The sequence below is a fragment of the Streptomyces sp. NPDC006265 genome, from assembly GCF_040613555.1.
Classification (GTDB): domain Bacteria; phylum Actinomycetota; class Actinomycetes; order Streptomycetales; family Streptomycetaceae; genus Streptomyces.
Genome location: NZ_JBEXSH010001462.1, coordinates 1 through 1,253, shown reverse-complemented (window position 1 = coordinate 1,253; position 1,253 = coordinate 1). Strand labels below are relative to the sequence as shown.

Genomic DNA, 1,253 nt, shown 5'->3' with positions numbered 1-1,253 from the left:
GTACACCGGCCCGCATCGCCCCCTCTCCCTGCCGTGAATCGGCCTTCTGGTGCCGCGGCAGGCACTAGGTCCGTACGGCACCGAACCGGATGTCGTACGACGATTGCGGGTGCATGACGCGCAGCATCCGCTCCCCCTCGGCGGTGACTCTACAAGGCGGCCCGCGACCCCGAGTGGATCCACCGCGACGCCGTCATCACGGACTGACGACATCGTCGGCGCAGGTTGTTAGGCCCGCGGCACCGCCGGGTACTCAGCTGTACATTCCCGGAACCCGCACCCCACGCACCACTCGGGAGATCCGATGCTCCGACTTCCTCCGCGACCAGAACGCCCCCGCATCCCCTGAGCGACAGCACGAACGGAAGGGCGGAGGCATGGAGCGAGGCGCAGACCCGGGGCGGTCGGCTCTGATCGTGATCGACATGATCAACACCTACGACCACGAGGACGCCGAGCTCCTCGTGCCGTCCGTGGAGCAGGTCGTGCCGGTCCTGACCGAGTTGCTCGGCCGGGCCCGGGAGGCGGACGTCCCCGTGATCTACGTGAACGACAATTTCGGGGTGTGGCGTTCGCATCACGGAGAGCTGCTGGACGCGGCCCTGTCCCAGCGGCACGCCCACCTGATCGAGCCGATCCGGCCCGACGACCGGTCACTCTTCGTCATGAAGGCCCGCCACTCGGTCTTCTTCGAGACGCCCCTGTCCTACCTCCTGTGGAGCCTGAGCGTCGGCCACGTGGTCCTGACCGGCCAGGTCACCGAGCAGTGCGTCCTCTACTCCGCTCTGGACGCGCACATTCGCCACCTGGAGGTGACGGTGCCGAGGGACGCCGTCGCCTCCATCCACCCCCACCTGGCGTCCGCGGCCCTGGAGATGATGGAGCGCAACATGGGCGCCCGGATCATCGAGGCGAACGAGACCGACTTCGCGTCTCCCGAGACCTGAGGGTACGGCGCTTCAACCGGACGGTCGCCGAGCGGGTGGCGGTACTGCACGAGCACTATCTCGGCGGTGCGCGTCCCTACGGCCAGGCGCGGCTGCTCGGGCAGATCGGTGACGGCGGCACGCGCGACGTCCGCGGCGTACGGGAGCGGCTCGGTCTCGACTCCGGCTACGTGAGCCGGTTGCTGCGGGCGCTCGAGCGGGACGGCCTCGTCACCGTCGCACCCCACCCCGGCGACCGGCGGGTCCGCACCGTACCGCTGACCGAGGCCGGGCGGCAGGAGCGGGCGCTTTGAGGGTGCAGTTGAT

The 1,253-nt window shown here is 69.4% G+C and carries 1 protein-coding gene and 1 pseudogene; both read left to right on the top strand.

Annotation, left to right across the window (positions count from 1 at the left end):
- Nucleotides 1-377 precede the first annotated feature (377 nt).
- The gene (locus ABZ281_RS49825; protein ID WP_356665507.1) at nt 378-947 is read left to right on the top strand and encodes an isochorismatase family cysteine hydrolase; all 570 of its coding nucleotides are present in this window, start codon (nt 378-380) and stop codon (nt 945-947) included.
- A pseudogene (locus ABZ281_RS49820) lies at nt 944-1,234 on the top strand (MarR family transcriptional regulator); the annotation flags it as partial. The gene ABZ281_RS49825 and the pseudogene ABZ281_RS49820, both read left to right, overlap by 4 nt.
- Nucleotides 1,235-1,253: the final 19 nt, after the last annotated feature.

What these genes read in the sequence shown, in the direction of transcription:
- ABZ281_RS49825 (WP_356665507.1), top strand. Translation starts at nt 378, where the DNA reads ATGGAGCGAGGCGCAGACCCGGGGCGGTCGGCTCTGATCGTGATCGAC.